The organism is Streptococcus sp. SCPM-O-B-15294 (M123) (assembly GCF_058200455.1).
On record NZ_JBYQGU010000010.1, the window covers coordinates 59,835 to 71,396 of the forward strand.

At 42.6% G+C, this 11,562-nt stretch carries 15 protein-coding genes and 1 riboswitch; of the genes, 13 read left to right on the top strand and 2 right to left on the bottom strand.

The features are described from left to right. The first annotated feature begins 76 nt into the window (after positions 1-76). The 9 genes from racE to yidD are packed head-to-tail and all read left to right on the top strand — an operon-like array spanning position 77 to position 5,772. Positions 77-871 carry a glutamate racemase gene (gene racE, locus AC3E8G_RS07480; RefSeq protein WP_125334813.1) on the top strand — a complete coding sequence of 265 codons (795 nt, stop codon included), beginning with the start codon at positions 77-79 and terminating at the stop codon, positions 869-871. Then, a complete protein-coding gene (locus AC3E8G_RS07485) occupies positions 868-1,836 on the top strand; it encodes a nucleoside-triphosphate diphosphatase (protein ID WP_414285686.1) in 969 nt (322 codons plus the stop codon). The genes racE and AC3E8G_RS07485 overlap by 4 nt, the downstream gene beginning before the upstream one ends. Continuing rightward, positions 1,821-2,342, top strand: coding sequence for a metallophosphoesterase (locus tag AC3E8G_RS07490; protein WP_048688308.1), 522 nt, complete (start codon positions 1,821-1,823; stop codon positions 2,340-2,342). The genes AC3E8G_RS07485 and AC3E8G_RS07490 overlap by 16 nt, the downstream gene beginning before the upstream one ends. After that, positions 2,339-2,800: a cyclic-di-AMP-binding protein CbpB gene (gene cbpB, locus AC3E8G_RS07495; RefSeq protein WP_154857558.1), complete on the top strand. Its 462-nt coding sequence runs from the start codon at positions 2,339-2,341 to the stop codon at positions 2,798-2,800. Before AC3E8G_RS07490 ends, cbpB begins: the two co-directional genes overlap by 4 nt. After that, positions 2,797-3,528, top strand: coding sequence for a site-specific tyrosine recombinase XerD (gene xerD / locus AC3E8G_RS07500; protein WP_048688302.1), 732 nt, complete (start codon positions 2,797-2,799; stop codon positions 3,526-3,528). Before cbpB ends, xerD begins: the two co-directional genes overlap by 4 nt. Further along, positions 3,528-4,238, top strand: a complete 711-nt coding sequence (locus AC3E8G_RS07505; RefSeq protein ID WP_154857560.1) for a segregation/condensation protein A — start codon at positions 3,528-3,530, stop codon at positions 4,236-4,238. The genes xerD and AC3E8G_RS07505 overlap by 1 nt, the downstream gene beginning before the upstream one ends. Beyond that, positions 4,231-4,800, top strand: coding sequence for an SMC-Scp complex subunit ScpB (gene scpB / locus AC3E8G_RS07510; RefSeq protein ID WP_023024095.1), 570 nt, complete (start codon positions 4,231-4,233; stop codon positions 4,798-4,800). The genes AC3E8G_RS07505 and scpB overlap by 8 nt, the downstream gene beginning before the upstream one ends. After that, a complete protein-coding gene (locus tag AC3E8G_RS07515) occupies positions 4,790-5,518 on the top strand; it encodes a pseudouridine synthase (protein ID WP_023024093.1) in 729 nt (242 codons plus the stop codon). The genes scpB and AC3E8G_RS07515 overlap by 11 nt, the downstream gene beginning before the upstream one ends. Next, positions 5,518-5,772, top strand: coding sequence for a membrane protein insertion efficiency factor YidD (yidD, locus tag AC3E8G_RS07520; protein ID WP_414285690.1), 255 nt, complete (start codon positions 5,518-5,520; stop codon positions 5,770-5,772). Before AC3E8G_RS07515 ends, yidD begins: the two co-directional genes overlap by 1 nt. Positions 5,773-5,849: 77 nt before the next feature. Here yidD and AC3E8G_RS07525 read toward each other — a convergent pair whose 3' ends face one another. Together AC3E8G_RS07525 and trkA are read right to left on the bottom strand one after the other, a co-directional pair. Further along, positions 5,850-7,310 carry a TrkH family potassium uptake protein gene (locus AC3E8G_RS07525; RefSeq protein ID WP_048715397.1) on the bottom strand — a complete coding sequence of 487 codons (1,461 nt, stop codon included), beginning with the start codon at positions 7,308-7,310 and terminating at the stop codon, positions 5,850-5,852. 3 nt (positions 7,311-7,313) lie between these two features. Then, complete coding sequence (trkA, locus tag AC3E8G_RS07530) at positions 7,314-8,669, bottom strand: Trk system potassium transporter TrkA (protein WP_048688284.1); 1,356 nt, start codon at positions 8,667-8,669, stop codon at positions 7,314-7,316. A gap of 300 nt (positions 8,670-8,969) precedes the next feature. Between trkA and AC3E8G_RS07535 the strand changes: the two genes are divergently transcribed. From AC3E8G_RS07535 to AC3E8G_RS07550, 4 genes are all read left to right on the top strand, one after another. After that, positions 8,970-9,512 carry a tRNA (cytidine(34)-2'-O)-methyltransferase gene (locus AC3E8G_RS07535; RefSeq protein ID WP_048688281.1) on the top strand — a complete coding sequence of 181 codons (543 nt, stop codon included), beginning with the start codon at positions 8,970-8,972 and terminating at the stop codon, positions 9,510-9,512. Between the two features lie 85 nt (positions 9,513-9,597). After that, a riboswitch (FMN riboswitch) is annotated at positions 9,598-9,832 on the top strand. A 214-nt stretch (positions 9,833-10,046) separates the two neighbouring features. Beyond that, on the top strand, positions 10,047-10,604 hold the full coding sequence (locus AC3E8G_RS07540; RefSeq protein WP_195550054.1) for an ECF transporter S component: 558 nt from the start codon (positions 10,047-10,049) through the stop codon (positions 10,602-10,604). Beyond that, positions 10,594-11,244: a phosphatase PAP2 family protein gene (locus AC3E8G_RS07545; protein WP_490677398.1), complete on the top strand. Its 651-nt coding sequence runs from the start codon at positions 10,594-10,596 to the stop codon at positions 11,242-11,244. Before AC3E8G_RS07540 ends, AC3E8G_RS07545 begins: the two co-directional genes overlap by 11 nt. 3 nt (positions 11,245-11,247) lie before the next feature. Then, positions 11,248-11,559: an MGMT family protein gene (locus AC3E8G_RS07550; RefSeq protein WP_490677400.1), complete on the top strand. Its 312-nt coding sequence runs from the start codon at positions 11,248-11,250 to the stop codon at positions 11,557-11,559. The last annotated feature ends 3 nt before the right edge of the window (positions 11,560-11,562 follow it).

Consider the following 11,562-nt stretch of genomic DNA (forward strand, 5'->3'; position numbering starts at 1 on the left):
CAAAACAGATGACACAATAAAATAAGTAGGGGGACTTTAAGATTTTTCTTGGTCCCTTGTTTTGAAAGGAAGGCAGATGGACAATCGACCAATTGGTTTTTTGGATTCGGGTGTCGGAGGGTTAACCGTTGTTAGCGAATTGATGCGGCAACTCCCCCATGAAGAGGTGGTCTATATTGGTGATTCCGCTAGAGCACCTTATGGCCCGAGACCAGCAGATCAAATTCGTGACTATACTTGGGAGATGGTTCGTTTTCTCCTAACGAAAAATGTGAAGATGATTGTTTTGGCCTGTAATACGGCGACAGCTGTTGTATGGGAAGAGGTGAAAGAAGCCTTGGATATCCCCGTTCTAGGAGTGATTTTGCCAGGAGCTTCCGCAGCGATCAAGGCGACAAAAAGCAAACGAATTGGAGTCATTGGGACCCCAATGACGGTCGCTTCAGATATTTATCGGAAAAAAATTCAAAGCCTGTCACCAGAAATGGCAGTAGAGAGTTTAGCTTGTCCGAAATTTGTCCCTCTGGTTGAATCTAATGAGTTGCAGTCCAGTGTTACAAAAAAAGTTGTCTATGAAACCTTGAAACCTTTGGCTGGGAAAGTAGATACACTGGTTTTGGGATGCACCCATTATCCTCTCCTTCGCCCTATTATTCAAAATGTCATGGGGCCAGAGGTTCAGTTAATTGATAGCGGTGCTGAGTGTGTCCGGGATATCTCGGTCTTGCTCAACTACTTTGAGATTAATCGCAGTCGTCAACTGGAGGACTGCCACCATCAGTTTTATACAACGGCCAATGCAGCCAGTTTTGCAGCGATTGCCAAGACTTGGTTGCATCAAGTCGTTCATGTGGAGCATGTAGAATTATGAACCAAAAGATTTATGAATACAAAGATGCCTTAAATTGGTTTCTAGCTGAATGGGGAGATCGGAGTGACTATAACGAATATAGTGAAGTCTCTTCAGAAGCTTCTGAGCTTGTTGACCTAGTAGAATCACTAGTTGGAGACACAGATTTGGGCTTTCCCCTAAATGTAACGGTTGTTCGTTACGCCTCTAGTTTGCAGTTTTTGACCTTCCTCTTTCAAATCGTTGAGGAAACACTAGGTCGCAAAATTGAAATCGTGCAGCGTCAAGGAGCTCTTCTCATTGTAGAAGGAGAGCAATTGCTCTCTGTTTATCTGCCAAAGAATGGTCTTCCACTTGCAGATTTTTTGGGCCAGGAAGGTCTTAAGGATCGCTTGCTAATCGCTACTCGGAATGAAGGAAAAACCAAAGAGTTTCGTCAGATCTTTGAACAAATGGGTTTTGAAGTCGAGAATCTCAATGACTATCCGGATCTTCCAGAAGTCGCTGAAACAGGAATGACTTTCGAAGAAAATGCTCGCCTAAAAGCTGAGACAATTTCAAAGCTAACAGGGAAAATGGTGTTGGCAGATGATTCAGGACTCATGGTCGATATCCTAGGGGGCTTACCAGGTGTCTGGTCTGCTCGCTTTGCAGGTGTAGGAGCGACCGACTTAGAGAACAATGCCAAGCTCTTACACGAGTTGGCGATGGTCTTTGAATTGAAGGATCGGTCAGCAAAATTTCATACAACCTTAGTGGTTGCCAGTCCTGGTAAGGAGAGCCTTGTTGTGGAGGCGGATTGGCCAGGATATATCAATTTTGAACCAAAAGGTGAGAACGGGTTTGGCTATGATCCCCTCTTTCTGGTAGGAGAAACAGGTAAGACATCTGCTCAACTAACTCTAGAGGAGAAAAATCAACAATCGCATCGTGCTTTAGCCGTGAAGAAATTAGTGGAGGTATTCCCAGCATGGCAGAACAAGTAATTATCGTCATGAGCGATTCTCATGGCGATCGTCAGATCGTAGAAGAAATCAAAAACCACTATAAAGGAAAGGTCGATGCCATTTTTCACAACGGGGATTCTGAGTTAGAAAGTACCGACCCTGTATGGGAAGGCATTCATGTTGTCAAAGGGAACATGGACTTTTATGGGGAGTACCCCGAACGTCTGGTGACGCAATTGGGTCCTACTCGGATTATTCAAACCCATGGTCATCTTTTCCAAATTAATTTTAGTTTTCAAAAGTTAGATTTGTGGGCCCAGGAAGAAGATGCGGATATCTGTCTCTATGGCCATCTGCATATTCCGGATGCTTGGAAGGAAGGGCGTACCCTTTTTCTAAACCCTGGGTCAGTCAGTTTACCGAGGGGGCCTATTCAAGAGTGCCTCTATGCTAAAGTGGAAATTGATGCAGATTCCTATCGAGTTGAATTTTTAAATCGGAAACATGAGGTCTATGAACCTCTTACAAAGGAGTTTGATCGATGATCGCCAAGGAATTTGAGGAGTTTATTCTCCGAGAAGAAAAGACTTTTTTGACTCCAGCGCGCAATTTGGCTGTCTTGATTGATACGCATAATGTGGATCATGCTATCTTGGTGCTGAGTCAAATTAGCTACACTCGTGTTCCTGTTGTGACCGATCAAATGAAATACGTAGGGACGATTTCTTTAACTGATATTCTTTCTTACCAAATGAAACATGATTATTCTGATGAAGTCTTTTCATCCATGGACATTGTCCATATGACAAAAACGGATGGGGAGCGCCTTGGAAAAGACTATACTGTGACGGAAGTCTTGCATAAGTTGGTAGAGGAATCCTTTCTACCGGTTGTTTCAGAGGATGGAGTCTTTGAAGGAATCATCACTCGAAAATCCATTTTAAAAGCCATCAACTCCCTCATGCACAATTTCTCAAATGAATATGAGATGAGGAAAAAATGAAAGAATACATAGCTAGTTTTATCAAAGAAAAAGACTTAAGTGAAAATTCACAGACGGCTTATTCTTATGATTTGGATCAGTTCGTGGATACTGTTCATAACCATGTCTCAGATACCAATCTTCGAATTTATCAAGCTTCGATTAAAGATTTTAAACCAGCTGTTCAAAAACGGAAGCTTTCAGCCGTCAACCAATTTTTGTTTTATCTTTATCAACATCAAGTTATCGAGGATTACCATCGCTTAGTCCTTCCAAAAGTCTCTGTGCCGAAAAGCCACGATCAAGAACTATTGGACTTATCCCTCTTGTGGGAAGGGTCAGAGCTATCCCAAGGTCGCTTGATTGCTCTATTGATTGTCGAGATGGGCTTATTGCCTAGTGAAATTCTTCAGTTGAAAATCGTTGATATCGAGCTCGATTTTCAGGTTTTACGCGTAGGAAAAGAAGGACAAAAACGGGTCTTGCGTATTCCGGATGCTCTTCTAGGAGAGTTGACGGATTTGATGACGGGGACTTATTTATTTGATAACAAGGGCAAGGCCTACTCGCGTCAGTGGGGCTTCCGTCAATTAGAGTCCTTCCTATTGGAAAAAGGATTTGAGAATCTTTCGGCACAATCCTTACGAGAACAATACATTTTAAAACAAAGAGAACAGGGGATGGATCTGTTTAGCATCGCCCGCGAGCTCGGTTTAAAAACTCTTGTTACCTTAGAAAAGTATAAGTAATGGATATTAAAATAAAGGATTTTGAAGGTCCCTTGGATCTTCTCTTACACCTCGTTTCAAAATACCAAATGGATATTTATGAGGTTCCTCTAATTGAGGTGATCGAGCAGTACTTGGCCTATTTAACGACCCTTCAAGCCATGCGGCTAGAGGTTGCTGGTGAATACATGCTGATGGCTAGTCAATTGACCTTGATTAAGAGCCGGCGTCTCCTTCCCAAAATTGCGGAGCAAGCAACGGATGAAGAAGATTTGGAGCAGGACCTCCTGTCTCAAATCGAAGAGTACCGGAAGTTTAAACTATTGGGTGAAAAGATGGCCCTTCAACACGAGGAGAGAGCCCAGTACTTTTCAAAACCCAAAACGGAATTAGTCTATGATGATGCTGAATTGGTCCATGACAAGACCACGATAGATCTTTTCTTGGCCTTTTCAAAATTGTTAACAAAAAAGAAGGAAGAATTTCGACAAAATCATACGACCATTGTTCGAGACGAGTATAGAATTGAAGACCTGATGAATGTTGTTCGTCACTTGTGTCAACCTGGTAAGAGAATCTTGTTACAAGATATTTTTGAGGAAGCCAAGGATGTCAACGAACTGATTACAGTCTTTTTGGCGACTTTGGAATTAATTAAAGTACAAGAAGTTGAGGCTCTTCAGGAAGAACCATTTGGAGATATTATTTTAGTAGGATTAAAGAATGAGTAAAATTGCAGAGATGGAGGCCCTCTTGTTTGTTGCAGGAGAAGATGGTTTAACGGTGAGACAGATTGCCGACCTCTTATCCCTTCCTCCCACAGGGGTGATTCAAAGTTTAGAAAAATTGGCCCAGAAGTATGAGCAGGATCAAGATTCTAGTATGGCCTTATTAGAGACAGCGTCAACCTATAAATTAGTGACCAAGTCCCAATATGCAGAGCTGTTACGTGAGTATTCAAAGTCACCAATGAATCAAAGTCTCTCTCGTGCCGCCTTGGAAACTCTCTCCATCATTGCCTATAAACAGCCGATTACTCGGATTGAAGTCGATGATATTCGAGGGGTGAACTCTAGCGGGGCTATTTCAAAATTACTTTCTTTTGAGTTGATTCGAGAAGATGGGAAGAAAGAAGTCATTGGGAGACCCAATCTCTATGTGACGACAGATTACTTTTTGGATTACATGGGGATAAACCATCTAGACGAGCTACCAATTGTTGAAGAGACTGAGTTAATCGGTCAAGAAAGCCAATTATTTACAGAAAGAACTGAGGAAATTGATGAGAATTAACAAATATATTGCTCATGCTGGTGTCGCAAGCCGCCGCAAAGCAGAGGAATTGATTAAGCAAGGCCTTGTCACTGTAAATGGCCAAGTGGTCCGTGAATTGGCGACAACGATCAAGTCTGGAGACAAGGTAGAAGTAGAAGGTCAACCAATATACAACGAGGAGAAGGTTTACTACCTCTTAAATAAACCAAGAGGGGTCATCTCCAGTGTATCAGACGATAAAGGGAGACCAACTGTTATTGATTTGCTACCGCAAGTCAAGGAACGGATTTATCCTGTCGGTCGTTTGGACTGGGATACTTCTGGTGTCCTGATTTTGACCAATGATGGTGATTTTACGGATGAAATGATCCACCCGCGTAATGAGATTGATAAGGTTTATGTTGCGCGCGTGAAGGGATTGGCGAACAAAGAAAACTTGCGTCCCTTGACTCGTGGTGTGACCATTGATGGCAAAAAGACCAAGCCAGCTACCTATGAGATTCTAAAGGTTGATCCAGAAAAGAATCGCTCAGTTGTCCAATTGACCATCCATGAAGGACGCAATCACCAAGTCAAAAAGATGTTTGAAGCCGTTGGCCTCTTGGTGGATAAATTGTCCCGGACCCAATTTGGAAATCTAGACGTTTCTGGACTTCGTCCTGGTGAATACCGCCGTCTCAATAAAAAAGAAATCAGCCAATTGCATACCCTTGCAGTGACAAAGACGAAAAAATAATGAAGAAATGTGCAATCAGCCTTGTTCGTCTCTATCAACGCCTTCTTTCGCCCCTCTTTCCACCTTCCTGTCGCTATAGTCCTACCTGTTCCAACTATATGATTCAGGCTATTGAACGGCATGGCTTGAAAGGGATTCTGATGGGGCTTGCCCGGATTCTTCGTTGCCATCCCTGGAGCAAGACTGGAGTAGATCCAGTTCCAGATCATTTCAGTCTGAGAAGCCACCTAGAAGAAGAGAAAAGCGAAAATTAAGTTAGAGCAAACTTCCATAAGAAGTCTCATTCAGAGCAAAGAAAAAAGTTTTGGAATTACTCCAAAACTTTTTGTTTTTAGCGATCGGACCAGGTGCGAGGCATAAAGAGCAGTAACATCGGGTAGATTTCTAAACGTCCTGCAATCATAGCAATCGATAGTAAGAATTTAGAGATGGGGCTAAAGATAGCGAAGGTATCCGTTGTCCCAATCATCGGTCCGATATTGTTAAAGCAACTAAAGACTGCACTGACAACCGTCATAAAATTGTTGCTGTCAAAGCTGACAACCGCAATGAGGGCGATCGTAATCAAGGTATAGACTACGAAATATTTTAAGATTTTGTGCTGGGTGTCCTTATCCAAGGCAGTGCCATTCACATGTAGGGTCATCACCCGGTTGGGTGAGAGAGTCGAACGAATTTGATTCTTGCCGATCCGAGCTAAAATCAAGCAGCGAATCACTTTTAGTCCCCCAGCCGTTGACCCAGCGGATCCACCAACCACCATGAGCATGAGAAGGAGGAACTGAGAAAAGAGTGGCCAATCAACAGTATTGCCAAAACCAAATCCAGTCGTGGTAATGACATTGGAGACTTGGAAAAAGGACATTTCAAAACTATCCGCAAAATTATGATAGAGATGGAAAATGTTGCAGGCAATCAAAAGGGAAGAAACTCCGACAATCATCAGGTAGGTGCGAAGTTCCTCATCGCCGAAGAAGGCTTTGAACTTGCGAAGCATGATGTAGTAATAAAGGTTAAAATTGACCCCAAAGACCAAGACTCCAAAGCTGACCAAATAGGTGATGAGCGTCGAATGGTAGTGGGCAATCCCGTCGTTGAAGACGGTGAATCCACCGGTACCAGCAGTCCCCATAGCAATGATAAAGCTATCATAAAGAGGCATGCCGGCACAGAAGTAGATCACGACAAAGAGGAAGAAGAGGGCCAAATAGAGGTAATAAAGGATTTGAGCTGTGTTCTTCAATTTGGATACAATTTTACCAAATACGGGACCAGGCACTTCTGCCTTCATCACTTCGAGGTGGCTGTTCTTATTGTTGTCCATAATAGCTAGGGCAAAGACCAGCACCCCCATCCCTCCAATCAAGTGGGTGAAACTACGCCAGAAAAGAAGGGAAGGACTGAGGACGGAGACGTCATTTAAAATGGTTGCCCCTGTAGTCGTAAAACCAGAGCTAACTTCGAAAAATGCATCAATGATGTTTGGGATTTGTCCTGAAAAGACAAAAGGAAGAGCACCAAAGAAGGACCAGAGGATCCAACACAAAGCCACAATCAGAACGCCTTCCTTGGCATAGATGTGAAAATCTTTGGGTTTGAAAAAGGAACCAATGCCTCCCAATACAAGGAGGATGGCAATGGTTGCAAATAGGGAGAGAAAGACAGTCGGGCTATCCTTGACAACAAAATCGTTCTTTAGATTGAGAAGTGCAACCACAATCGGCACACAGAGCAACATAGCTTCAATCAGAAGGAGTTTTGCTAAAAGGTAGCGAATCATACTTTTATTCATGGCTTACCCCTCTAACAAATCATAGATTTTAGTGATGTTGCTGATTAGGGTAGTAACGATAATGCGATCCCCTATCAAAAGATGGTCATCTCCAGTTGGGAAAATAGCTTTCCCGTTTCGAATGATGGCTGCGATGAGAACACCTTTTTTCAATTTCAGTTGTGCCAAAGGTTTGCCCGTCATTTTGTTTTCTTCGCGAATCTGGAATTGAAGGGTCTCGATTTGACCGTTGGCGACGTGGTGCAAGGCTTCAAGATTTGAATAGCGGGCATTATAGCGACCACGAATGAAGTGCATGATGGTGTCCACCGCAATTCCTTTAGGTGTCACAATACTTGAAAAATCTTGCCGATCAATAATTTCCAGTAGGCTAGTCCGGTTGACCTTGGTAATATTCTTTTGAACACCTACGCTATTTAGGAACATAGAAGCGATAATGTTTTCTTCATCGACCCCTGTTAGAGTCGCCACAGCATCAAAGTTACCTGCGCGTTCTTCCATTAGAATATCTTTTGATGTCCCATCTCCCTGGATAACATAAAGATCAGGGAATTCTTGACTAAACCATTCTGCCCGTTTTTGATCGATTTCAATGACTTTTAAGTCAATCTTCCGTTTGCTATTTTCCAAAATATTTAGGAGATAGTAGGAAATCTTGCCAGCTCCAATCAGAAGCAGGCTTTTAACGACTTGCGGACGAATGCTATTGTGGAAGTCTACGATTTCCACTCGATTTCCAGTCATGAAAATCTTATCAAAGGCTTGTAAAGTGAAGTCGCCATCTGGAATCGTTAACTGACCTTGCCGTTCGATAGCACAGATAATGATGTTTCCGTATTTCTTTCTGAATTGAGAAAGGGTCATCTGGCAGAGCGGGCTTTCCTCCTTGATTTTGAACTCCATGAAGGCCACTCGACCACCAGCGAAGTGCTCAACAGATAAGGCATTTGGGAAGTCAATACTATTAGCAATGTAGCGGGCAGCAAGAAGCTCAGGATTGACAACTAGAGAGAAGCCGAGAATATTTTTCTCTTTAAAATAAGAATTTGAGTATTCCGGATTGCGGACCCGGACAATGGTTTCTTTGGCTCCCATTTTTTTGGCTAAGACGGCAGAAACCATGTTGACTTCGTCTTGCTCTGTTAGGGCGACAAAGATGTCACAGTCGGCTACATCTGCTTGTTCGAGAATCTTAAAGTTGGCACCATTTCCAACAATACCAATGATATCGTAGCGTTTGGTAATATGATTAACGACGGCTTCATCTTGTTCAATCAAGATGACATCGTGATTTTCTGCGACGAGGGAACGACAGAGTGCTGTTCCGACTTTACCGCCTCCAACTACAATAATTTTCATGAATATTTCCTCCAAAGTATGATTCTATCTTACTCTATTTTCAAAAAAAAATCACCTCTTAATGGTGGAGATAGGGCATAAAGGGGTAGATTCTCAAAACTACATGAAAGAGAATGTAAAAAAGTGAAATTTTTTTGTCGAAATAGTTGACAGGAGGTATGAAAGTGGTATACTGATACAGTAACCTCATTGATTTACCTCAAACCTGTTGTGAGTTAAGTTAATGAAGTCGTAACCACGCTGTTTGCTGAGCTTGACTCCGGGCAGTGTGGCTATTTTTTTGCCAGAAATGAGATCGTGATGAATATTGAAGAATTAGCTTATACAGAAACCAAATCAAAAAACCATGTAGTTCTCTATCAACCTCAAATCCCCCAAAACACAGGGAACATTGCTCGTACTTGTGCAGCTACCAATGCCCCCCTTCACATCATTCGGCCCATGGCTTTTCCTATCGATGATCGGAAGATGAAACGTGCGGGACTGGATTATTGGGATAAGTTAGATGTTCGCTTTTACGACAGCTTGGATGAATTTATGGAGGCTGCAGCTGGAGGAAAGGTCCACCTGGTTTCAAAATTTGCTGACCAGACCTATTCGGATGTGGATTATAATGATGATGCAGAACATTATTTCATTTTTGGTCGTGAGGACAAAGGCTTACCAGAGGATTTTATGCGGCTTCATGCTGAAAAGGCGATTCGGATTCCGATGAATGATGAGCATGTTCGAAGCTTGAATGTCTCCAATACCGTTTGTATGATTGTCTACGAAGCCCTCAGACAACAGGAGTTTGCAGGCTTAGAGCTGGTCCATCAGTATGAGGGAGATAAGTTGAAGTAGGAAGAGGCTCTTTGCAAAAGGAGTTTCGTTGTAACTTTTGATATTACAAAACACTTGCAATAGCAGGTGTTTTTTGTTATGATTAAGGAGTCTTCAGGGCAGGGTGAAATTCCCGACCGGCGGTGACTTTTACTAGGAAATGTTCTTTTCCTTTTCTACTTTGTTGCCAAGCTTTGCCTAACTAGAAGTTATGCCTAGAGCTTGTCGCCTCGTCTAAAAGAAAAATCTCCATTTCCATACTCTATAAGAAGTCCGCGAGCGCAAGCTGATGTGGTGTGATTCCACAACCGACAGTATAGTCTGGATGGGAGAAGACGAGAGAGGAACAAACCTGTTCTTTTTGACGATGGACTTGATGGAAATTTTGTTGATTCTATAAGAAATCAGTCTTTGCGCTTTTTTTGTAGCATCAGGGCTTTTTTAATCAAGTACCAAGGAACTGTTTAAGTTTTCTTTAAAACGATTGAAATAGAATAAGGTTAAGGGAATCTTTCCAACTTCTTCTAATTTTAGTAAAAATTGGAGGAACCTGTGATGACAAATACTCGTAAACTGACCCTAGTGGCTGTTTTATCTGCACTTTCTTTTCTATTGATGTTTTATCAACTATCAATAGGGATTGATTTTTTAAAGGTTGACTTTAGTACGATCCCAATCTTACTCGCCTTAGTTCTATTAGATCTAAAGAGCTCAGTTGTGGTGGTTTTGATTCGATCTGTTCTCAAGTTGGTTTTGAATGGTCGAGGAGCTGAGACCTTGGTTGGCTTACCGATTAATATCATTGGTGTCTTAGTCTTTGTCTTAGCATTTGCAGTCATTTGGAATAAGAAGAAAAGCCAGGTTCGGTTTGTAATTGCTAGTCTAGTTGGGACCATTGGTTTAACCATTTCCATGCTCCTGGTCAATTACTATTATGCCATCCCTCTCTATGCCAAATTTGTTGGTTTTGACATCGCAAAGATGGTCGGAGTTGAAAAGTATCTTCTCGGTATGGTTGTTCCCTTTAATCTAATAGAAGGACTGATTTGGGCTGTAACCTTCTGGATGGTATATACCGTCGTACAGCCCCTACTTAAAATCTATGAAAAATAAACAATCTCATTTTTTAAAGGGCTCTTTTGCCCTTTTGTTATTTATGATTCTGGGCTATGTAGTCAAATTTTATCCTGAAAATTTAGTCGGAATCGATCAACCGATTCAATCGGCTATTCGCGGGGATTTACCAGCCTATTTGACAGCCTTCTTTACCCGTGTAACAATGCTGATGAACACACCAATTGTTGCAGCCTGGGTTGGCGTCATCGTCCTCTTCTTTGTCTGGAAGAAATGGTATACGGAGGCCCTCCTCCTCACCGGGAGTTTGGTTACAACTGGATTACTCGTGGTGATCCTGAAACACATCTATTTACGCCCACGACCAGCACTTCAACATTTGGTCCAAGAAGGGGGCTATTCTTTCCCAAGTGGGCACTCCTTGGCAGCCACCCTGGTCTTCGGTAGTTTGATCATTGTGGTGGGGCAACGGATGACCTCTCAAGTCGGGAAAGTCCTTGCTCAGCTTGCCCTCTTCCTTTGTATGGTGACCATCGTTGTATCTCGTGTCTATGTTGGGGTTCATTACCCGACAGACGTCACAGGAAGTATGCTTTTGGGATTTGGTCTTTTGCAAATGATCTTTCCTTATTACGACCGTTTGCGTTTTGAATGGCGCTTTAAGAGTAAGCAGAAGTAAAGCATGAACGATTTATTTGAAGAAAAGGTCCTAAGGGTCGTTGCTCAGATTCCCCTGGGATGTGTGGCCACCTATGGTCAAATTGCCCAACTCATTGGCTATCCTCGCCATGCCCGCCAGGTCGGCAAGGTCTTGGCCACTTCTACAAAAGCTGTGACTTATCCCTGTCACCGGGTTGTGACCTCTACTGGTCGCCTGGCTCCTGATTGGGAAGAGCAAGGCACGCTTCTCTGGGCCGAAGGGGTGGAATGCAAATCCAACGGTTGTGTGGATCTTAAAAAATACAAATGGAAAGCAGAGGAGACTCAACTTTGAGTT

Excerpts from the sequence above, each read along its gene's own strand:
- AC3E8G_RS07540 (WP_195550054.1), top strand. The coding sequence starts at position 10,047 with ATGACAAATACTCGTAAACTGACCCTAGTGGCTGTTTTATCTGCACTT.
- AC3E8G_RS07525 (WP_048715397.1), bottom strand. The coding sequence starts at position 7,310 with ATGAATAAAAGTATGATTCGCTACCTTTTAGCAAAACTCCTTCTGATT.
- cbpB (WP_154857558.1), top strand. The coding sequence starts at position 2,339 with ATGATCGCCAAGGAATTTGAGGAGTTTATTCTCCGAGAAGAAAAGACT.
- AC3E8G_RS07545 (WP_490677398.1), top strand. The coding sequence starts at position 10,594 with ATGAAAAATAAACAATCTCATTTTTTAAAGGGCTCTTTTGCCCTTTTG.
- racE (WP_125334813.1), top strand. The coding sequence starts at position 77 with ATGGACAATCGACCAATTGGTTTTTTGGATTCGGGTGTCGGAGGGTTA.
- AC3E8G_RS07550 (WP_490677400.1), top strand. The coding sequence starts at position 11,248 with ATGAACGATTTATTTGAAGAAAAGGTCCTAAGGGTCGTTGCTCAGATT.
- AC3E8G_RS07535 (WP_048688281.1), top strand. The coding sequence starts at position 8,970 with ATGAATATTGAAGAATTAGCTTATACAGAAACCAAATCAAAAAACCAT.
- scpB (WP_023024095.1), top strand. The coding sequence starts at position 4,231 with ATGAGTAAAATTGCAGAGATGGAGGCCCTCTTGTTTGTTGCAGGAGAA.
- xerD (WP_048688302.1), top strand. The coding sequence starts at position 2,797 with ATGAAAGAATACATAGCTAGTTTTATCAAAGAAAAAGACTTAAGTGAA.
- AC3E8G_RS07485 (WP_414285686.1), top strand. The coding sequence starts at position 868 with ATGAACCAAAAGATTTATGAATACAAAGATGCCTTAAATTGGTTTCTA.
- AC3E8G_RS07490 (WP_048688308.1), top strand. The coding sequence starts at position 1,821 with ATGGCAGAACAAGTAATTATCGTCATGAGCGATTCTCATGGCGATCGT.
- AC3E8G_RS07515 (WP_023024093.1), top strand. The coding sequence starts at position 4,790 with ATGAGAATTAACAAATATATTGCTCATGCTGGTGTCGCAAGCCGCCGC.
- yidD (WP_414285690.1), top strand. The coding sequence starts at position 5,518 with ATGAAGAAATGTGCAATCAGCCTTGTTCGTCTCTATCAACGCCTTCTT.
- AC3E8G_RS07505 (WP_154857560.1), top strand. The coding sequence starts at position 3,528 with ATGGATATTAAAATAAAGGATTTTGAAGGTCCCTTGGATCTTCTCTTA.
- trkA (WP_048688284.1), bottom strand. The coding sequence starts at position 8,669 with ATGAAAATTATTGTAGTTGGAGGCGGTAAAGTCGGAACAGCACTCTGT.